Genomic DNA, 17,903 nt, shown 5'->3' with positions numbered 1-17,903 from the left:
TCCCTCCTCAGATGTGGATCGTCGCCGGACGGGCGCGGCGCAGGTACTGGGCAACCCACATGCGGGTCATGGTCACGGCGGTGAACACCGATGTGAAGATGCCGATCACAAGGACGACGGCGAACCCCTTCACCGGGCCGGAGCCGAAGATGAACATCAGCGCGGCGGCGATCACGTTGGTCAGGTTGGCGTCGAAGATCGCGCGGCTGGCCTCGCGATAGCCGGTTTCCACCGCCTGCACGACGCGCCGCCCGCGTTTTCGCTCTTCGCGTATTCGTTCGTTGATCAGCACGTTGGCGTCCACCGCCGCACCGATCGTCAGCACGAAGCCCGCGATGCCGGGCAAGGTCAGCGTCGCGTTGACGATGGCCATGACGCCCAGGATCAGCAGCACGTTGATGATCAGCGCGATGTTCGCATAGACGCCGAAGCGGCCATAGGTGACAAGGATGAAGGCCATCACCGCGATCGTGCCGACCATCATCGCGATCATGCCCTTGCGGATCGAATCGGCGCCAAGGTCAGGCCCGACGGTGCGCTCTTCCACAACCTTCAGGTCCACCGGCAGCGCGCCCGAACGCAGAGAGATCGCCAGCTGGTTCGCGGTTTCGGTGGTGAACCCGCCCGAAATCTGCGCGGTGCCGCCAAGGATCGGTTCGTTGATGTTGGGGGCGGAAAGCACCTTGCCGTCAAGGATGATGGCAAAGGGCTTGTTCACGTTCTCGCTGGTCAGCTTGGCGAATTTCGCCCCGCCTTCGTTGCTGAAGGTGATGTTGACCACAGGTTCGTTGGTCTGCTGGTCGTTGCCCTGCGTCGCATTGGTCAGCTGGTCGCCGCGAATGCCGCCAAGGCGCTTCACCGCGATCCCCGCGGTGCCGTATTTGGCCGGATCGGCATAGGGCAGCAATTCGTCACCCGGCGGCACGATGCCCTTCTGCAGGTCGGACGGCAGCGCCGTGGTATCGACCAGCTTGAATTCCAGCTTGGCGGTCTTGCCCAGCAGTTCCTTGAGCGCGCGCGGATCCTGAAGGCCCGGCACCTGCACAACGATGCGGTCCGAACCCTGGCGGATGATCGTGGGTTCGCGCGTTCCCAACGCGTCGATACGCTTGCGCACCACTTCTACGGCGGTGTCCATCGCCTTGCTTACCGCGTCGTCCAGCCCTTCCTGCGTGGGCGTAAGCACGAAGCGATTGGTGTCGACCACGTCGATGTTCCACGTGCGCTGGCCGGTCAGCCCGGCGCCGCTGGTCAGCGGCAGCACAAGGTCGCGCACCTGGTCGACCTGGCTGGCATCGTCGACAATGAAGCTCAGCTTCCCGTCGTGGTTGGAAATGTCGCTGATGCGCACTTTCGGCGTCGCCCGGCGGATGGCGCTGCGCACGCTTTCGTCCATCGCTTCCAGCCGCTGCGTCTTCACCTGGTTGGGACTCGCCTCAAGCAGCAGGTGGCTGCCGCCCGCAAGGTCGAGGCCCAGGTTCACGGTCGGACTGGGCAATTGCGAAGGCCAGGGAACGCCGGCCGTCGAAAAGATCGAAGGCAATGCGGCCAGCATGCCGACGATCGTTATCGACCACAGCCAGATGACCTTCCAGCGCGGGAAATCGAGCATGGTTTGCGACCTCTTTCGCGTATCAGTCGTTGGCCGGGGCGGTGCCGCCCGGCGGGATGATGTCGCCGATGGTGGAGCGCACGGCCTTCACCTTCATCCCCGGCGCCAGTTCGACTTCGCAATAATGCTCGTCGATCTTCGTGATCTTGCCGACAAGGCCGCCGGCGGTGACCACCATGTCGTTCTTCTTGATACCGGCGATCTTTTCGCGGTGCTGCTTCTGCTGGCGCATCTGCGGGCGGATGATGAGGAACCAGAAAATGGCCCCCATCGCGACCAGCGGCATGAACTGGAGCCAGACGGGCGGTTCGCCGCCGCCGGCCGAAGCCGCGGCGCTTGAAAGGGCGTAAAGCATGGACGTGCTTGTCATGTTGTCTTGCGAATTCTCGTGACGGAGCCCCGGGCGTCTTTTCGCGCCGCAAGGGCCGTGCGTGAACAGATGGTCGGGGCGCCTAGCAGCTAACCCGCGGCATGGCAATCAAGCCGCCGATACGCACCGGTCGCAGACAGCCGCTTGCCATAGCGCAAAGCCATGCCTATAGGGCGCGGCTCCGGTCGGGACGTAGCGCAGCCTGGTAGCGCATCACACTGGGGGTGTGGGGGTCGGAGGTTCGAATCCTCTCGTCCCGACCAATTCTGCAAGCATGATATTATCGGCACGGCAGACCCGCTCTCATAGAAATCCTTTTCCTACAGTGGCCCTTGCGGTTACCTGTTCGGGCTCCGTTCTTATTGCAGGAGCGTTTTCATGCCCGTTCTCGATTCCATCATCGCGCCGATCGCGTCAGTGATCGACAAGATCATTCCCGATCCCAAGGCGCGCGATGCCGCCAAGCTGGAACTGATCAAGCTGCAGGGCAGCCAGGATCTTGCCAATGTGCAGGCCCGGCTTTCCGCGATCATAGCCGAGGCCAATTCGGCCGATCCGTGGACCAGCCGTGCGCGGCCCGGATTTCTTTACGTGATGTACGCGATGATCCTGTTCTCGCTGCCGATGGGGCTGATTTCCGCGTTCCGGCCAGAAGCCGCACACGGCATCGCGCAAGGAATCACGTCCTATCTAAACGGCCTTCCCGAACCGCTGTATATGCTCTTCGGCTCGGGATACCTGGGATATACGGCAGCGCGCCAATGGGGAAAGGCCAAGGGGACCGATCGCTGATTCCGCACCGATCCGGGTGCAACCGGCCCCCTGCCGGTTAGCATCGCGTAACCTTTAGATGCTATCGCCCGACGTCTCTGACAACGGAACGACGCTTCTGAAAATGGAACGACAGCGCGCGATGGCAAACACTTCAGGCGAAACGATGAAACGGCTGGCCTTTGCAGCCATGCTGGGCGCTTGCTGCGCATCGCTTGCGGCTTGCGGCGGGAGCGATCTTGCCGCGCGCCAGGCGGCCGCAGAGGCCAAGGGCGGCGCTGCCCAGCGCGTGGCGCAGACTGCCCGCGAGGATGCCAACGCCGAATCCGACGCCGATATGGTGGACGACGGCGATTCCGCTGACGATTCCACCGACGATTCCACGGACAGGGGCGTATCGGAGGCCAGGGAGCCGGAATATGGCAGCCCGACCGATCCGACCACCGTGGACGACGATTACGGATACGATCCCAACGCCGGGCTGGATGCGGCGCCGAACGACTTTCCGGCCCCGCCCGATCCGCCGATGGCGGGCGACATAAACCCTGACGATACGCCCCCGCCGGACTGACGCACGCGGGCAGCGCCGGCTTGCTGGCGCTTGCCTCACGCGCAATGCGGCCTATCAGGGCTGAACTGCAAAGCAATCCAGCCGGTGCGACGATGACTGACACTTCGACGATTCTCGTCCTCAACGGACCCAACCTCAACCTGCTCGGCCTGCGCGAGCCGGAGATTTACGGGTCCGACACGCTGGACGACATTGCCGGCATGCTGGAAGACCGCGCCCGCGAGCTGGGCCTGGAAATCGACCTTCGCCAGTCGAACCACGAAGGCCATCTGGTCGACTGGTTGCACGAAGCGCAGGCGACCGGCGCGAAAGCGGTGTTGTTGAACGCGGGCGCCTTTACCCACACCTCGATCGCGCTGCACGACGCAATCAAGGGCATCCGCACGCCGGTGATAGAGGTTCACCTGTCCAACCCGCACACGCGCGAGGAATTTCGCCACAAGAGCTATGTCGGGATGGCGGCGAAAGGCACGATCGCCGGATTCGGGGCAACCAGCTACCTGCTCGCGCTTGAGGCTGCGGCCCGGCTCTGAGCGGTTTTCCGGCCCGCAAACGCTCGTTTCAAAAGAGACTTTTCGCGGTTTTCCACGCCCGCGCACCCGTCTGCCCGCACCCGCCCCCTTGCAACCGCGCCGCGCCCCGCGCATAGCGACGGGCCGAAATATACCGTTCGCGAGGAATACAATGGGTCAAGAGCGCGCCGCCGGGGCTGGCAGCAAGATGGCTATCGACAGCAAGCTGGTTCGTGAGCTTGCGGAACTGCTGTCCGACACGGGGCTTTCCGAAATCGAGGTTGAGGACGGCGATCGCAAGATCCGCGTCGCGCGCACGCTTACGGCGGCCGCACCCGTCACCGTGGCCGCACCCGCCGCAGCGGCGGCGCCCGCGCCTGCCGCACCGGCGCCGGCGACATCCGCCGCACCTGCCGCACCCGAAGCGCCTGCAAACGCGATCAAGTCGCCGATGGTCGGCACCGTCTATCTCTCGTCCGAACCGGGCGCGGCCCCGTTCGTAAGCGCGGGTCAGGCCGTGAAGGCGGGCGATACGCTGCTGATCGTGGAAGCGATGAAGGTCATGAACCCGATTACCGCGCCCGCCGCGGGAACGGTGAAGCAGATTCTGGTCGACAATGCCCAGCCGGTAGAGTTCGACCAACCTCTGGTGGTGGTCGAGTAAGCAATGGCGATCAGCCGGATTCTTATCGCCAACCGGGGCGAAATCGCACTGCGCATCCACCGCGCGGCGCACGAAATGGGCATCGAAACGGTCGCCGTGCATTCCACCGCGGATGCCGATGCCATGCACGTCCGCCTGGCAGACCACGCGGTGTGCATCGGCCCGCCCGCGGCGAAGGACAGCTATCTCAACGTCGCGGCAATCATCTCTGCGGCCGAGATCACGCAGGCCGACGCGATCCATCCGGGATACGGCTTCCTGTCGGAGAACGCCAAGTTCGCCGAAATCGTCGAAGCGCATGACCTGATCTGGATCGGCCCCAAGCCCGAACATATCCGCACGATGGGCGACAAGGTTGAGGCCAAGCGCACCGCGGGCGCGCTGGGCCTGCCCCTCGTCCCCGGATCGGACGGCGCGGTGGAATCGATTGAGGACGCGAAAAAGGTCGCGGCGGAAATCGGCTATCCCGTGCTGGTAAAGGCCGCCAGCGGCGGCGGCGGTCGTGGCATGAAAGTGGTGCCGGACGAGGAGCAGCTCGAATCGCTTGTCAGCCAGGCGAAGAGCGAGGCCCGGAACGCCTTCGGCGACGATACCGTCTATCTCGAAAAATACCTCGGCAACCCGCGCCATATCGAGTTCCAGGTGTTCGGCGACGGAAATGGCGAGGCGATCCACCTGGGCGAGCGCGATTGTTCGTTGCAGCGCCGCCACCAGAAGGTGCTGGAAGAAGCCACCTCCCCCGTCATCAGCGACACGGAACGCGACCGCATGGGCGGCATCGTCGCCAAGGCGATGGCCGACATGGGGTATCGCGGCGCGGGCACGATCGAGTTCCTTTGGGAAGACGGCGAATTCTACTTCATCGAGATGAACACGCGCCTCCAGGTTGAACACCCGGTGACCGAAGCGATCACCGGCGTCGACCTGGTGCGCGAACAGATCCGCATTGCCGACGGCAAGCCGCTTTCGGTGAAGCAGGACGAGATCCGCTTCACCGGCCATGCGATCGAATGCCGCATCAACGCCGAAGACCCGGAAACCTTCGCGCCCTCGCCCGGCCTCGTCACCAGCTATCATGCGGCGGGCGGCATGCACGTGCGCGTCGATTCGGGCCTTTATGCGGGCTATCGCATCCCGCCCTATTACGATTCGATGATCGCCAAGCTGATCGTCTATGGCCGCACGCGCGAGGGATGCATCATGCGTCTGCGCCGCGCGCTTGAGGAAATGGTGATCGAAGGCGTGAAAACCTCGATCCCGCTGCACCAGAAACTGCTGCGCGAACCCGATTTCCTGAGCGGCGACTATTCGATCAAGTGGCTGGAGGAATGGCTGGACAGGCAGAAGGGCTGACGGTTCAGTCCTTCGTTCCGCGCGGCTTCCAGCGGATCACCCGCCAGATATAGGCAAGCACGATCACCACGACGATCCCCGTCGAGACCGGGCCTAAGTACTTGTCGATCTCGCCGAAGTTCTTCCCCAGGAAGTAGCCGGCGCCAACCAGCACCGCGTTCCACGCCGCCGCGCCCACGAACGTGAAGGCCAGGAACTTCGCGTGCCCCATGCGCGCAAGGCCCGCGGGCAGCGAGATCATCGTGCGCATGAACGGAGAGACGCGCGCGCCCAGCACCACCCATTGCCCGTGGCTCTGGAAGAAGCGCACCAGCGCCTCCACCGCGCGCCAGTCGAGCGTCAGCCACCGGCCCCAGCGGCGCACCAGCGGCCGCAACCGCTGGTACCCGACGGCGCGGCCGAACAGGAACCATGCATAGTTGCCAAGCGTCGATCCGACCGTGCCGAACAGCATCAACGGCGCAATCTCCATGCGCCCCTGCGCAACGCTGATCCCGCCGATGCCCATGATGAGCTCCGACGGGATCGGCGGAAACACGTTTTCGAGCACCATCAGGAAGGCGATGCCCCAATAGCCGCCGCCCTCGATCAGGTGGATGATCCAGTCGTTCATTGCGAAGGCAACGCCCGAAGCGCGACCAAGGGTCCTATAAGCGCGCCTCTATCGCGTCCCAGATCATGCCCGGCGTATCGGTGCCGTTGAACTTGTCGATCGCGACGATGCCGGTCGGCGAAGTGACGTTGATCTCCGTCAGCCACTTGCCGCCGATCACGTCTATGCCGACGAAGATCAGGCCCAGCCGCTTCAGTTCGGGGCCAAGCGCGGCGCAGATTTCCTCTTCGCGCGGGGTAAGGCGCGTTTCTTCGGCATAGCCGCCCACGGCAAGGTTGGACCGGAACTCCCCCTCGCCCGGCTTGCGGTTGATCGCGCCCGCGACTTCGCCATCGACCAGCACGATGCGCTTGTCGCCTTCGGCCACTTCGGGAAGGAACGCCTGCACCATGTGGGGTTCGGGCCAGGTCTGGTTGAACACCTCGAACAGCGCGGATAGGTTTTCGCCCGCTTCGGAAATCTTGAAGATCGCCTTGCCGCCATTGCCGTGGATCGGCTTTATCACCACCGCGCCGTGGCGCTTCTGGAACGCGCGCACTTCCTCCACCGATCGCGTGACGAGCGTTGGCGGCATGAACCGGCGATAATCGAGCACCATGACCTTTTCGGGCGCGTTGCGGACGCTGCGCGGGTTGTTGACCACCAGCGTCTGCCCTTCGATCCGTTCAAGCAGGTGCGTGGCGGTAATATATCCCATGTCGAAAGGCGGGTCCTGCCGCATCAGCACCACGTCGACATCTTTCACAAGGTCGATCCGGCGGCGTTCGCCCAAGTGGAAATGATCGCCTTCCACCCACTGCACCGTCACCGGGTTGGCATGGGCGATCAGCCGGTCATCTTCATCCAGCGTCAACGATCCGACATCGTAATGATAGATTTCGTGCCCGCGCTCCTGCGCGGACAGCATCAGGGCGAAGCTCGAATCGCCGGCGATGTTGATCGATTGGAGCGGGTCCATCTGGACTGCAATTCGTAGGGTCAACTAACCGACTCCCGTTCGCCCTGGCTTGTCGAAGGGCGGTGGTTCACGTTCCACGTTGCGCTAGGGAATCAGCGGTGCTTCGACAAGCTCTGCACGAACGGAATCCCGACTGGCGGCTAATATGGCTGCCACGCGTTCACGATGTGGCGGGGCAAGCTGCGCGGTGCAAGCAGGATCACGTCCACGCGCATGTCATCGCCATTCGCCGCATATTCGTGCGCAACCATTTCGGCGGCGGCGGCCACGCGCCGCAACCGGTATTCGTCTATCGCATGGTCAAGATCGGCGGCCCTTGCCCGCCATTTGACTTCGACGAAAACGACCGTCCCGCCCGATCGTGCAACAAGGTCTATCTCGCCCGCGGGCGTCTTGCGGCGGCGGTCGAGGATCGACCAGCCCATTGCGCGCAGCCACAGTTCCGCGGCGCGCTCTCCCCGCCGCCCCTGCCGTTCGGCCGCGACGCGCCGCCGGTTCACGCTTTCAATTCCATCGCCCGCGCATAAAGCGCCTTGCGGTCGAGGCCATGTGCCCTCGCCACCTGCCCTGCCGCCTTCGACGGCGGCATTTCCGCAAGCGCCGCGCGCAGCAGCGCGTCGATATCGGCCTCGCCGGGCGCCTGCGGTGCGAGTGGCGGCCCCGCCATCAGCACGATCTCGCCCTTGGGCGGATGAGCGCGATAGTGGGCCGCAAGATCATCGGCGGTGCCGGTGCGGCATTCCTCGTGCAGCTTGGTCAACTCACGCGCCACCGCCACTTCCCGCCCCGGCAACGCCGACGCCACGGCTTCGAGCGAGGCGACGAGGCGCGGCCCCGTTTCATAGAACACCAGCGTTGCGGGAACGCCGGACAGTTCCTTCAACGTATCCTCCCGCGCTTTCGCCTTCACCGGCAGGAAACCGGCGAACAGGAAGCGATCGGTGGGAAGACCCGCCAGCGTCAGCGCCACGATCGCCGCGCTGGCACCGGGGATGCTGGTCACCGCGATCCCCCTTTCGCGCGCCTCGCGCACCAGCCGGTATCCGGGATCGGAAATCAGCGGGGTTCCCGCGTCGCTGACCAATACGACCGCTTTTTCACCCATTTCGGCGAGCAGGCGTTCCCGCGCGGCGGCATCGGCATGGTCGTCATAGCGCCGCATCGTCTTGCGAATGTTCAGGTGATTCAAAAGCTTGCCGGTTATACGGGTGTCTTCGCAGGCGACCAGGTCGCACGCGGCCAGCACCGCTTCGGCGCGACGCGAAACGTCACCGAGATTGCCAATCGGGGTTGCGACTATATACAGCCCGGGTTCAAGCGACGGCGTGTTCATTCTTGCCGTCATGGACCGGGTCACGGAGTGCGGCAAGATGGCGAAGAGTGGTTTTGGCAGGCAGGCGCTGATCGGGCGCAGGCTGGTGGTGGCGGGAACGCTCGCCCTTCTGGCGGGCTGCCAGGTCATTCCCAGCGCCCACGGCCCCGAAACCGCCCCCCCGCCGGAACGTCCCGCCGAAAAGGGTCCGCAGGCGGGCGTGCTGCCGACCGATACCTCGCGTCACCGCATCGCGCTGCTCCTGCCGCTTTCGGGCTCAAATGCCACGGTCGGGCAATCGATCGCCAATGCGGCGACAATGGCGCTGCTCGACACCAATGCCCAGAACATCCGCATCACCACATACGATACAGCCGCGAACCCGGTGGCTGCGGCGCGCAAGGCCGTGGCGGACGGCAACCGCCTGATCCTGGGGCCGCTGTTGTCCGACAACGTGGTGAAGGTGGCCGGTGTCGCCCGGCCCGCCAAGGTGCCGATGATCACCTATTCGAACGACGTTGACGTGGCCAACCGCGATGTTTTCGTCCTGGGCCAGGTTCCCGGCCAGGCCGTCGCGCGGGTGATCGGATATGCCAAGGCACACGGCGTGAACCGCATTTCCGCCGTGATCCCCAGCGGCGTTTATGGCCAGCGCGCGTCCGCTTCGTTGCTGCGTGCGTCGCGGGCGGACAAGGTTACGGTGTCCGACATCGAAGTGTACGACCGCACGCCCGCTTCGCTGGCGTCCGCCGTGCAGAAGGTGAAGCAGAAGGACAACTATGACGCGGTGCTGATCGCCGACGGCGCGCGCATGGCGCTTCAGGCCGGGACGCTGATCGGTCCGGGGCCGCGCCTTCTGGGTACGGAATTGTGGAGCGGAGAAGCCAGCATCGCGCGCAGCCCGGCGCTGCGCGGCGCGTGGTTTGCCGCCGTTTCGGATGCGCGTTGGCCGCAGTTCCAGAAAAGCTATCGCAGCCGCTTCGGCTCCTCCCCGTCGCGCCTTGCGACGCTTGGCTATGACAGCGTTCTGCTCACGCTGAATGTCGCGCGCGACTGGAAGCCGGGAACGCTGTTCCCCACCGCGCGGCTTTACGACAAGGACGGGTTCATCGGGCTGGACGGCGTATTCCGTTTTGCCTCCGATGGCGTGGCCGAGCGGGCGATGGACGTGCGCGAAGTGGAAGACGGCACGTTCTCGATCGTGTCGCCCGCCCCTTCGCGCTTCTGACCGTCCGCGATTCAACCGAATCGCAGGCAAAACCCTCGTAATTCTGCGGAAAAGCGCGCGACTTCGCTTGCGCCGGGATTCGCGCGCGTTCTATAGTCGTTCCACGATGCCAGACGATCTTTTCGACAAGCTGCCGACAGCCGGCGGCGAATCCTATGATGGTGCCGCGATCGAAGTGCTGGAGGGGCTTGAGCCTGTCCGCAGGCGTCCCGGCATGTACATCGGCGGCACGGACGAGCGCGCGCTTCACCACCTCGCCGCCGAAGTGCTCGACAACGCGATGGACGAAGCGGTTGCAGGATTTGCCAACCGCATCGAAGTGACGCTGGAGGATGAGCCCGGAAGCGCCGGCCGCCTGACCATTACCGACAACGGGCGCGGCATTCCGGTGGACGAACATCCCAAGTTCCCCGGCAAGTCGGCGCTGGAAGTGATTCTCACCACGCTGCATTCGGGCGGCAAGTTTTCGGGCAAGGCCTATGCCACCAGCGGCGGCCTGCACGGCGTGGGTGTTTCGGTCGTCAATGCGCTGTCGTCGCTGACGCGCATAGAAGTGGCCCGCAACAAGGAACTGTTCGCGCAGGAATTTTCGCGCGGCGCGCCGACAACCGGCCTCCAGAAGATCGGCGCTGCGCCCAACCGGCGCGGCACCAGCGTAACCTTCGTGCCCGATACCGAGATTTTCGGAAGCCAGAAATTCAAACCGGCGCGCCTGTTCCGGCTGGTGCGATCGAAGGCCTATCTTTTCGCGGGCGTGGAAATCCGCTGGAAATGCGCACCCTCGCTGGCCAGCGAAGACGTGCCGGAAGAGGCGACGTTCCAGTTCCCCGGCGGGCTGGCGGATCACCTTTCCGAACAGTTGCAAGGCCGCGAATGCGTGACCAGCGCGCCGTTTTCCGGCTCTCAGGATTTTCCGGCCAACGACGCGGGGCAAGAACAGGGCCGCGTCGAATGGGCCATCGCCTGGCCGCTATGGTCCGACGGGTCATACAGCTATTACTGCAACACCATTCCCACGCCGGACGGCGGCACGCACGAACAGGGGCTGCGCGCCGCGCTGACCAAGGGAATCCGCGCCTTTGGCGAACTGGTCGGCCAGAAGAAGGCCAAGGACATCGCGCCCGAAGACGTCGTTACCGGCAGCGAGGTGATGCTGTCGGTCTTCATTCGCGATCCCCAGTTCCAGAGCCAGACCAAGGATCGCCTGACCAGCCCGGAAGCCGCGCGGCTGGTGGAAAACGCGGTGCGCGATCACTTCGACCATTTCCTTTCCGACAACCTTGAGCGGGGCAAGGCGCTGCTCGGCTCTGTCATGGAGCGGATGGACGAACGCCTGCGCCGCAAGGCCGAGCGCGAGATCAAGCGCAAGACCGCGACCAACGCGAAGAAAGTGCGCCTGCCGGGCAAACTGACCGACTGTTCGGGCGAAGGTGACGGCGAAACCGAACTGTTCATCGTTGAAGGAGACAGCGCCGGCGGCAGCGCCAAGCAGGCGCGCGACCGCAAGACGCAGGCGATCCTGCCGATCCGCGGCAAGATCCTGAACGTCGCCAGCGCAACCGCAGACAAGATCCGCGCCAACCAGGAAATCGCCGACCTGAACCTTGCGCTGGGCTGCGGCACCCGCAAGGACTGCAACCCGGACAACCTGCGCTATGATCGCATCGTGATCATGACCGACGCCGACGTGGACGGCGCGCATATCGCGACCTTGCTGATGACGTTCTTCTTCCAGGAAATGCCCGAAGTGGTGCGCAGGGGGCACCTCTACCTCGCCCAGCCGCCGCTCTACCGGCTCACCGCCGGAAAAGAGAGCGCCTATGCCCGCGACGAAGCGCATCGCGCCGAGCTGGAAGCGACCGTGTTCAAGGGAAAGAAGGTGGAAGTCGGGCGCTTCAAGGGGCTTGGCGAGATGAACCCGCAGCAGCTTCGCGAAACGACGATGGCACCGGCAACGCGTTCGTTGTTGCGCATAACGCTGCCCACCGAACACGAACAACGCTTTGCGGTGAAAGACCTGGTCGACCGGCTGATGGGCCGCAACCCCGAACACCGTTTCACGTTCATCCAGAACCGGGCGGGCGAAGTGGATCGCGACCTGATCGACGCCTGACCGGCGGTTTTCCGGGCGCCTGACCGGTGCGGCAATTTCTGGTGCGGGCATTTCCGCCTGCGCTGCCCCAACCGCGTAAGCAGCATTGGCGCAAGGGGGCGGACGGTTATGCCCGCCCGCGCGCCGCTCGCCCTATTTCAGCGTCGAAAGGTAAGCGATGATTTCCGCCCGCTCCGCGGCGTTACCGATGCCCGCGAACGGCATCTTGTTGCCGTGGACCACTTGCTGGGGCTTTGCCAGGTAGTGGTCCAGCCGCTGCGCGTCCCAGTCGAAGCCGGCGGACTTCATCGCGGGGGAATAGCTGTAACCGGCAAGACTGCCCGCCTTGCGGCCAACCACGCCGAACAGGTTCGGTCCGATCCCCGACCGCGCGCCGCTGGTATGCGCATGGCACATCGCGCACTGCGAAGCGAAGTCCTTTGCCCCCGCCTGACTGCTGGCACCCGCCGCGGGAGCGGCAAGCGCAACCAACGCCCCTGTGGCAATCGCCGAAGTCAGAACGGACTTTTTCAGAAAGCGACCCATGTGAATACCCTCAATGCGTTGTTGTCCGCGGCGTTTGCCCCGGCACCGTCATAGTTGTGTGTGGCACCGTCAAACTTGCCGTAAGCTGTATATTGCACCCCCACCCGCATATTGAATCGCGGGCCGAGTGGCGAGTGGCCGTTGCCCCACGGCGTATAGTCGAGCTGCGCCATCACGCCGTTGCTGTCGGGATTTCCGGCCGGGCCATAAAGGTCCATGTTGGTCGAACCGCTGGTGGTAAAACCGGCCAGCGTGGCGCCCACCTTGCCGTGCCAGACATAGTGGATATCGCCGCGCAGCTCGTTCAGGTCGGTTTTCGCGCAGTTCGGGCTGGTGTTCGTGCCGATCAACCCGAGCGCGCAACTGGCCTGAAGGTTGCTCGATTCATGGACATAGCGCGTCTGGACCGAAACGAGGTCGTTGTTGGCCAACGGTTTTTGCCACGAAGCATCCAGACCCACGTCGCTGTAGCGATCGTGCAGCCCGGTGCTGCGGTCGCGCCCCGGATTGAGCGCCGCCTTCAGCGCGAAGGCACCAAGCTCCAGCGTCCCGCCGCCCGCGTTGGTCTGGAAGGCCAGTCGGCCGTAGGGCGCAAGGCCAGCAATATCACCCGGATCGGTGGGGTCCACGCCCAGCCAGTTGAGCGTTCCGGCAGCCGGGCTCGTATAGGCGCCCGCCTCCAGGTAATACTTCTGCCCGATCCAGGCATAGGCGCTGAGGCCCAGCGTATCCTGCGCCAGCGCATCGTCGATCAGCGGCGCAGCGCCCGGCGTGCCCGATACCGCGGTATCGGTATAGGGATATCCCCAGGCGGGCGTGGTGTTCCACACGTCCTGCACGGTCGGGCTGTTGTTCAGCGTAAGCCCGAAAACCGCGTCCTGCCCCAGCACATGCCCCTTCGTCACGGCACGCAGGTCCAGGTTGTCCCACGCCCAGGCCTTGCCCACGCCATCGTATGTGATTTGCGCGAAGCCGCCGAAATGCTGGCCGATCCCGCCGGCAATAAACACGCTGCCCTGATCGAACGCGAAATTGTCATTGGAATCGAGGCCGTCCGGCGGCGGAACCTGGTCTTTTTTCGTATGCGTGAATGAGCCGACGGCCATCGCCGAAATCGGCGGGGTGAACTTCTTGCCGCTGCGCAGCGTATAGCCTTCCAGCTTGAATTCACGGCCAAACGGCGTGAGCTGCGGCCCGAAACCGCCGACATGGCAAGCCTCGCAACCAAGCCCGGTCTGCTCGGCGAATGCGGGCACCGCGTGCGCCGGACGGATTGCGAAAGCCAGCGCCGTCCCGGCCAGCAAGACGGGAAGCCCTGCCGCCATCATGATCCTGCCAGCCGCGCGTCCGCCCGGCCGGGCACGGAGAACGTCTTTCTCCCTGAAGCCTTGTCTTTGCATTATCCTGCCTTCCAGATCTCATGATCCGTCCGGCACTCACCCGGATTCCAAATACCATCCGATTCGGATGAAAACATGATCTGCATCAATCCCGGCGGCAAACCGTCCGCTTTTGCATCGCAAGCGCGCTTGCGCGGCGAAGCCGCCTCCCCTATTCGTTTAACCGAACAGTTAAACCATAGCAGGACGACAGGGCATATGCAGCGTTTCGAGGGGACACAGGAATACGTCGCGACCGAAGATCTGAAAGTCGCGGTCAACGCCGCGGTGCTGTTGCGCCGCCCGCTGCTGGTGAAGGGCGAACCGGGCACCGGCAAGACCGTGCTGGCGCATGAAATTGCCAAGGCCACCGGCGCGCCGCTGATCGAATGGAACGTGAAATCCACCACCAAGGCCCACCAGGGGCTTTACGAATACGATGCGGTCGCCCGCCTTCGCGATGGCCAGCTGGGCGACGAGCGTGTTCACGACATCCGCAACTATATCAAGAAGGGCAAGCTGTGGGAGGCGTTCACCTCCGAAAAGCTGCCCGTCCTGCTGATCGACGAGATCGACAAGGCTGACATCGAGTTCCCCAACGACCTGTTGCAGGAACTCGACCGGATGAGCTTCGACGTTTATGAAACGCAGGAGCGGATCGAGGCGAAGGAACGCCCGATCGTAGTCATCACCTCGAACAACGAAAAGGAACTGCCCGACGCGTTCCTGCGCCGCTGCTTCTTCCACTACATCAAGTTTCCCGACCGCGAGACGATGCAGGCGATCATCGACGTGCACTTCCCCGGCATCCAGAAGACGCTCGTCTCCAAGGCGATGGAAGTCTTCTACGAAATCCGCGAAGTGCCCGGCCTGAAGAAGAAGCCCAGCACCAGCGAACTGCTCGACTGGCTGAAGCTGCTGCTGAACGAGGACATGCCGCTGGACGTGTTGCAGAACCGCGATCCGTCAAAGGCCATTCCGCCGCTTCACGGTGCGCTGCTGAAGAACGAACAGGATGTGATGCTGTTCGAACGGCTGGCCTTCATGGCGCGGCGGCAGGGCAACTGACCGGCCACCGCGCCTTGGCGGGTTCAATCCCTGGGCGGGCCGAGCCGTTCCATCGGCACTTCGGCGAACATCTTCTTCACCGCAGGCCGTTCGTTGATCTGTTCGATCCAGCGGACCAGGTGCGGAGTGTCCGACGTGTTGACCTGTTCGGCAAAGCCGAACTGCATGCCGTTGGCGATGGCGAAGTTGCAGATATCGGCCAGGGTGAACATCCCGCCGGCCAGCCATTCGTTATCGGCCAGGTGATCGTCGAGCCGGCGCACGGAAACGCCGATCTTGCGCATCTCTTCGTCGAGAAGATCCTGCGGGAACCCTTCGCGGGCGCGGCGCCATTTCACCTGCTGTTCGGGAATGGGGATGTTCTTGATGTGCGCCTCGAATTCCTCGTCCGACAGCGCCTGGGCCATGTGGGCGACACCGCGATGCCAGCCGATGGTGGAAACGCACCAGCAGAAATATTCGTCCACCCACTTGGTCCAGACGCGCATCTGTGCCCGGTCATACGAGTTTTCCGGCCGCAGCTTCACTTCGGTGGGATATTCGTCCTCAAGGTATTCGCAGATCACGGTCGATTCGGTGATGACGTGATCGCCATCGACCAGCGCCGGCACCTGCCCGCGCGGATTGATCGCCTTGAACCAGTCCGAATGATGTTCGAACTTTGCGGGATTGAGCCTGATTCCCTCGAACTCGAGCCCTTTTTCATAGAGCGTGAGCAAGGGCTTGAGCGAGTTGGCGCCGGGACCGAAACTGTAAAGCTTGAGCATTCGTGTGATATCCTCTCCGTTTGGAACGACCCTAGCGGATTGTATGTATTGCTTACAAGTCTGCCGGAGCGACCATCCGGAAATCCAACTGTCCACTGACCATCCGTTCCGTCCGAAAGAAAGCCTGATCCGATGTTCTTCAACTTTGTCGACGAGCTGCGCGCAGCCGGCATTCCCGCCAGTTTCAAGGAGCACCTGACGCTTCTGGAAGCGCTGGAAAAGGACGTGATCGAGCAAACGCCCGAGGCGTTCTATTACCTTTCACGCGCCACCTTCGTGAAGGACGAAGGATTGATCGACCGCTTCGACCAGGTGTTCAACAAGGTCTTCAAGGGGCTGCTGACCGACTATGGCCAGAACCCGGTCGATATTCCCGAAGAGTGGCTGAAGGCGGTGGCCGAAAAATTCCTGACGCCCGAAGAGATGGAAGCGATCGAGTCACTGGGATCGTGGGACGAGATCATGGAGACGCTGAAAAAGCGTCTGGAAGAACAGGAAAAGCGCCACCAGGGCGGCAACAAGTGGATCGGCACCGGCGGCACCTCGCCCTATGGCAATTCGGGCTACAACCCCGAAGGTGTGCGCATCGGCGGCGAATCCAAGCACAAGCGCGCGTTGAAGGTATGGGAAAAGCGCGAGTTCCAGAACCTCGACAATACGCGCGAGCTGGGCACCCGCAACATCAAGGTTGCGCTGCGCCGCCTGCGCCGCTTCGCGCGCGAAGGTTCACCCGACGAGCTCGATCTCGACGCAACAATCGAAGGCACGGCCAAGCAGGGCTGGCTGGATATCCACATGCGGCCCGAACGCCACAACGCGGTGAAGTTGCTGCTGTTCCTTGACGTGGGCGGATCGATGGACCCGTTCATCAAGCTGGTGGAGGAACTGTTCAGCGCCGCTACCGCCGAGTTCAAGAACCTGGAATTCTTCTATTTCCACAACTGTCTTTACGAGGCGGTGTGGAAAGACAACAACCGCCGCTGGTCCGAACGCACGCCGACCTGGGATATCCTCCACAAGTACGGGCACGACTACAAGGTGATCTTCGTGGGTGATGCGGCGATGAGCCCCTACGAGATCACGCATCCGGGCGGTTCGGTCGAACACTTCAACGATGAAGCGGGCGCGACGTGGATGAGCCGCGTGGCGCACATCTATCCCGCCACCGTCTGGCTCAATCCCGTGCCGGAGAAACAGTGGGGCTATTCGCAGTCGACCAAGATGATGCGCGATCTGGTGGGCGATTCGATGTACCCGCTGACGCTTGCGGGGCTGGACGATGCCATGCGCGAACTGACGCGCAAGAAGCATTAGGAGCCGCCGGGCCGGATCGGGGGAGCGCACGCAAGCGCGCCCTTTCCCGCCCGCGCGTCAGATCATCCCGGCCGTTTGCAAAAGAAGCCAGACGCCGATCACAAGGAACAACGCGGCCGCGATCATGCGCGCGGCCTTCAGCGGAACGTGCTGCAACACCTCGTGCCCGACGAAAACCGCCGGCACATTTGCCAGAAGCATGCCCACGGTCGTTCCCATCGTGACGTGCGCGACATCGTGAAAGCGCGCGCCCAGCGCAATTGTCGCCACCTGCGTCTTGTCGCCGATTTCCACCAGGAAGAACGCGATCGTGGTCGTCACGAATGCGCCGAAGCGGGCGGGCTTGTCCTCAAGGTCATCCACCTTGTCGGGAAACAGCGTCCAGATCGCCATGCCGATGAACGACGCCGCAACCAGGTAACGGAACCACGATCCGCTCAGGAACGAGGCCGCTTCAGCGCCCAGCAGGGCGGACAGGAAATGGTTGGCCACCGTGGCGACGAAAATGCCCAGTATGATGGGCACGGGCTTCCTGAAACGCGTGGCCAGCAGGATCGCCAGCAACTGGGTCTTGTCGCCGATTTCGGCAAGCGCCACCACGGCTGTCGAGGTAAGGAAGGCTTCCATCGAGAATTCTCCGGGGCCGGGCAGCGTTCGAAAGCCAATGCGCACCGCTCTCCCGCCCGGCCAAGGCGGAGATACGATGCCATTGGTCTCGCCCAAGCGGTGCTCCGCTTCCCCCGCGCCACGGCCTCTCGGCCGAGTATGTTGAC

The 17,903-nt window shown here is 63.5% G+C and carries 19 protein-coding genes and 1 tRNA gene; 10 read left to right on the top strand and 10 right to left on the bottom strand.

What is annotated here, in order from left to right:
• Positions 1 to 7: 7 nt before the first annotated feature.
• Both secD and yajC read right to left on the bottom strand, forming a co-directional pair.
• The gene (gene secD / locus RXV95_RS06940) at positions 8 to 1,612 is read right to left on the bottom strand and encodes a protein translocase subunit SecD (RefSeq protein WP_338468276.1); all 1,605 of its coding nucleotides are present in this window, start codon (positions 1,610 to 1,612) and stop codon (positions 8 to 10) included.
• Positions 1,613 to 1,634: 22 nt separating this feature from the next.
• Complete coding sequence (yajC, locus tag RXV95_RS06935; protein ID WP_338468275.1) at positions 1,635 to 1,982, bottom strand: preprotein translocase subunit YajC; 348 nt, start codon at positions 1,980 to 1,982, stop codon at positions 1,635 to 1,637.
• A 186-nt stretch (positions 1,983 to 2,168) separates the two neighbouring features.
• On the opposite strand from yajC, the gene RXV95_RS06930 reads away from it, so the two are divergent.
• The 6 genes from RXV95_RS06930 (at position 2,169) to accC (ending at position 5,853) form a co-directional block, all read left to right on the top strand.
• Positions 2,169 to 2,245: transfer RNA gene (locus RXV95_RS06930), tRNA-Pro, on the top strand.
• Between the two features lie 115 nt (positions 2,246 to 2,360).
• Positions 2,361 to 2,774, top strand: coding sequence for a holin family protein (locus RXV95_RS06925; protein WP_338468274.1), 414 nt, complete (start codon positions 2,361 to 2,363; stop codon positions 2,772 to 2,774).
• A gap of 121 nt (positions 2,775 to 2,895) precedes the next feature.
• Positions 2,896 to 3,324 carry a hypothetical protein gene (locus RXV95_RS06920; RefSeq protein WP_338468273.1) on the top strand — a complete coding sequence of 143 codons (429 nt, stop codon included), beginning with the start codon at positions 2,896 to 2,898 and terminating at the stop codon, positions 3,322 to 3,324.
• A 92-nt stretch (positions 3,325 to 3,416) separates the two neighbouring features.
• Complete coding sequence (gene aroQ / locus RXV95_RS06915) at positions 3,417 to 3,857, top strand: type II 3-dehydroquinate dehydratase (protein WP_338468272.1); 441 nt, start codon at positions 3,417 to 3,419, stop codon at positions 3,855 to 3,857.
• A gap of 151 nt (positions 3,858 to 4,008) precedes the next feature.
• The gene (gene accB / locus RXV95_RS06910; RefSeq protein WP_338468271.1) at positions 4,009 to 4,500 is read left to right on the top strand and encodes an acetyl-CoA carboxylase biotin carboxyl carrier protein; all 492 of its coding nucleotides are present in this window, start codon (positions 4,009 to 4,011) and stop codon (positions 4,498 to 4,500) included.
• 3 nt (positions 4,501 to 4,503) lie between these two features.
• A complete protein-coding gene (gene accC, locus RXV95_RS06905) occupies positions 4,504 to 5,853 on the top strand; it encodes an acetyl-CoA carboxylase biotin carboxylase subunit (RefSeq protein WP_338468270.1) in 1,350 nt (449 codons plus the stop codon).
• 4 nt (positions 5,854 to 5,857) lie between these two features.
• On the opposite strand, the gene RXV95_RS06900 is transcribed toward accC, so the two are convergent.
• The 4 genes from RXV95_RS06900 to rsmI form a co-directional block, all read right to left on the bottom strand.
• Positions 5,858 to 6,466 (bottom strand): DedA family protein, encoded by a 609-nt coding sequence (locus RXV95_RS06900; protein ID WP_338468269.1) that lies wholly within the window; start codon positions 6,464 to 6,466, stop codon positions 5,858 to 5,860.
• Positions 6,467 to 6,500: 34 nt separating this feature from the next.
• On the bottom strand, positions 6,501 to 7,448 hold the full coding sequence (gshB, locus tag RXV95_RS06895; protein WP_338468268.1) for a glutathione synthase: 948 nt from the start codon (positions 7,446 to 7,448) through the stop codon (positions 6,501 to 6,503).
• Positions 7,449 to 7,564: 116 nt separating this feature from the next.
• Positions 7,565 to 7,924, bottom strand: a complete 360-nt coding sequence (locus RXV95_RS06890; RefSeq protein ID WP_338468267.1) for a YraN family protein — start codon at positions 7,922 to 7,924, stop codon at positions 7,565 to 7,567.
• On the bottom strand, positions 7,921 to 8,757 hold the full coding sequence (gene rsmI, locus RXV95_RS06885; protein ID WP_338468266.1) for a 16S rRNA (cytidine(1402)-2'-O)-methyltransferase: 837 nt from the start codon (positions 8,755 to 8,757) through the stop codon (positions 7,921 to 7,923). Before rsmI ends, RXV95_RS06890 begins: the two co-directional genes overlap by 4 nt.
• On the opposite strand from rsmI, the gene RXV95_RS06880 reads away from it, so the two are divergent.
• Together RXV95_RS06880 and parE are read left to right on the top strand one after the other, a co-directional pair.
• Complete coding sequence (locus RXV95_RS06880; protein ID WP_338468265.1) at positions 8,750 to 9,964, top strand: penicillin-binding protein activator; 1,215 nt, start codon at positions 8,750 to 8,752, stop codon at positions 9,962 to 9,964. The two genes, rsmI and RXV95_RS06880, sit on opposite strands and share 8 nt — an antisense overlap.
• A gap of 106 nt (positions 9,965 to 10,070) precedes the next feature.
• A complete protein-coding gene (gene parE, locus RXV95_RS06875; protein WP_338468264.1) occupies positions 10,071 to 12,077 on the top strand; it encodes a DNA topoisomerase IV subunit B in 2,007 nt (668 codons plus the stop codon).
• Positions 12,078 to 12,209: 132 nt separating this feature from the next.
• Here parE and RXV95_RS06870 read toward each other — a convergent pair whose 3' ends face one another.
• Positions 12,210 to 12,602 (bottom strand): c-type cytochrome, encoded by a 393-nt coding sequence (locus RXV95_RS06870; RefSeq protein WP_338468263.1) that lies wholly within the window; start codon positions 12,600 to 12,602, stop codon positions 12,210 to 12,212.
• The gene (locus RXV95_RS06865) at positions 12,587 to 14,002 is read right to left on the bottom strand and encodes a hypothetical protein (RefSeq protein ID WP_338468262.1); all 1,416 of its coding nucleotides are present in this window, start codon (positions 14,000 to 14,002) and stop codon (positions 12,587 to 12,589) included. Before RXV95_RS06865 ends, RXV95_RS06870 begins: the two co-directional genes overlap by 16 nt.
• Positions 14,003 to 14,200: 198 nt before the next feature.
• Between RXV95_RS06865 and RXV95_RS06860 the strand changes: the two genes are divergently transcribed.
• The gene (locus RXV95_RS06860) at positions 14,201 to 15,049 is read left to right on the top strand and encodes a MoxR family ATPase (RefSeq protein WP_338468261.1); all 849 of its coding nucleotides are present in this window, start codon (positions 14,201 to 14,203) and stop codon (positions 15,047 to 15,049) included.
• Positions 15,050 to 15,072: 23 nt separating this feature from the next.
• Here the strand turns inward: RXV95_RS06860 and RXV95_RS06855 are convergent, their stop codons facing one another.
• Positions 15,073 to 15,816 (bottom strand): glutathione S-transferase family protein, encoded by a 744-nt coding sequence (locus tag RXV95_RS06855; protein WP_338468260.1) that lies wholly within the window; start codon positions 15,814 to 15,816, stop codon positions 15,073 to 15,075.
• A 132-nt stretch (positions 15,817 to 15,948) separates the two neighbouring features.
• Here RXV95_RS06855 and RXV95_RS06850 point away from each other — a divergent pair, with 132 nt between their 5' ends.
• On the top strand, positions 15,949 to 17,130 hold the full coding sequence (locus RXV95_RS06850; protein WP_338468259.1) for a VWA domain-containing protein: 1,182 nt from the start codon (positions 15,949 to 15,951) through the stop codon (positions 17,128 to 17,130).
• Positions 17,131 to 17,187: 57 nt separating this feature from the next.
• On the opposite strand, the gene RXV95_RS06845 is transcribed toward RXV95_RS06850, so the two are convergent.
• Positions 17,188 to 17,757 carry a TMEM165/GDT1 family protein gene (locus RXV95_RS06845; protein ID WP_338468258.1) on the bottom strand — a complete coding sequence of 190 codons (570 nt, stop codon included), beginning with the start codon at positions 17,755 to 17,757 and terminating at the stop codon, positions 17,188 to 17,190.
• Positions 17,758 to 17,903 lie beyond the last annotated feature (146 nt).

Source organism: Novosphingobium sp. ZN18A2 (assembly GCF_036784765.1).
In the GTDB taxonomy this organism is placed as follows: Bacteria; Pseudomonadota; Alphaproteobacteria; order Sphingomonadales; family Sphingomonadaceae; genus Novosphingobium.
This window is presented reverse-complemented; position numbering and strand designations above follow the sequence as displayed.

Coding starts and splice junctions, on each gene's coding strand:
- yajC (WP_338468275.1), bottom strand. CDS start 1,982: ATGACAAGCACGTCCATGCTTTACGCCCTTTCAAGCGCCGCGGCTTCG.
- RXV95_RS06845 (WP_338468258.1), bottom strand. CDS start 17,757: ATGGAAGCCTTCCTTACCTCGACAGCCGTGGTGGCGCTTGCCGAAATC.
- RXV95_RS06850 (WP_338468259.1), top strand. CDS start 15,949: ATGTTCTTCAACTTTGTCGACGAGCTGCGCGCAGCCGGCATTCCCGCC.
- RXV95_RS06865 (WP_338468262.1), bottom strand. CDS start 14,002: ATGCAAAGACAAGGCTTCAGGGAGAAAGACGTTCTCCGTGCCCGGCCG.
- RXV95_RS06855 (WP_338468260.1), bottom strand. CDS start 15,816: ATGCTCAAGCTTTACAGTTTCGGTCCCGGCGCCAACTCGCTCAAGCCC.
- aroQ (WP_338468272.1), top strand. CDS start 3,417: ATGACTGACACTTCGACGATTCTCGTCCTCAACGGACCCAACCTCAAC.
- RXV95_RS06860 (WP_338468261.1), top strand. CDS start 14,201: ATGCAGCGTTTCGAGGGGACACAGGAATACGTCGCGACCGAAGATCTG.
- secD (WP_338468276.1), bottom strand. CDS start 1,612: ATGCTCGATTTCCCGCGCTGGAAGGTCATCTGGCTGTGGTCGATAACG.
- RXV95_RS06900 (WP_338468269.1), bottom strand. CDS start 6,466: ATGAACGACTGGATCATCCACCTGATCGAGGGCGGCGGCTATTGGGGC.
- rsmI (WP_338468266.1), bottom strand. CDS start 8,757: ATGAACACGCCGTCGCTTGAACCCGGGCTGTATATAGTCGCAACCCCG.
- parE (WP_338468264.1), top strand. CDS start 10,071: ATGCCAGACGATCTTTTCGACAAGCTGCCGACAGCCGGCGGCGAATCC.
- RXV95_RS06925 (WP_338468274.1), top strand. CDS start 2,361: ATGCCCGTTCTCGATTCCATCATCGCGCCGATCGCGTCAGTGATCGAC.
- accC (WP_338468270.1), top strand. CDS start 4,504: ATGGCGATCAGCCGGATTCTTATCGCCAACCGGGGCGAAATCGCACTG.
- RXV95_RS06870 (WP_338468263.1), bottom strand. CDS start 12,602: ATGGGTCGCTTTCTGAAAAAGTCCGTTCTGACTTCGGCGATTGCCACA.
- accB (WP_338468271.1), top strand. CDS start 4,009: ATGGGTCAAGAGCGCGCCGCCGGGGCTGGCAGCAAGATGGCTATCGAC.
- RXV95_RS06920 (WP_338468273.1), top strand. CDS start 2,896: ATGGCAAACACTTCAGGCGAAACGATGAAACGGCTGGCCTTTGCAGCC.